Source organism: Finegoldia sp. P3-F-LR (assembly GCF_052932165.1).
The window spans coordinates 1-481 of record NZ_JBRFJE010000052.1 but is presented as its reverse complement, the minus strand read 5'-3'; the positions used below and the strand labels follow the sequence as shown (position 1 = coordinate 481).

The 481-nt window shown below is 40.7% G+C and carries 1 protein-coding gene; it reads left to right on the top strand.

Features of this window, described 5'->3' with window-relative positions; genetic code table 11:
- A partial coding sequence (locus ACU68U_RS09250; protein WP_446763199.1) for an EF-Tu/IF-2/RF-3 family GTPase occupies positions 1-481 on the top strand: 481 nt, incomplete at both ends.

The window sequence follows — 481 nt, the reverse complement described above, 5'->3', positions numbered from 1 at the left end:
GGAGAATGGGGAGACAAAATCATGAAATTGATGGAAGAAGTAGACGAATGGATCCCAGCTCCAGTAAGAGACGTTGACCACCCATTCCTAATGCCAGTAGAAGACATCTTCACAATCACAGGACGTGGAACAGTAGCTACAGGTAGAGTAGAAAGAGGAAAAGTAAAAGTAGGAGACAACGTAGAAATCGTAGGACTTACAACAGAAAAAAGAACAGTAGTAGTAACAGGTGTAGAAATGTTCAGAAAACAACTTGACGAAGCAGAAGCAGGAGATAACATCGGAGCATTACTAAGAGGTGTACAAAGAGAAGACATCGAAAGAGGACAAGTATTAGCAGCACCTGGAACAATTCACCCACACACAAAATTTGAAGCAGAAGTATACGTATTAACAAAAGAAGAAGGTGGAAGACACACACCATTCTTCTCAGGATACAGACCACAATTCTACTTCAGAACAACAGATGTAACAGGAAACA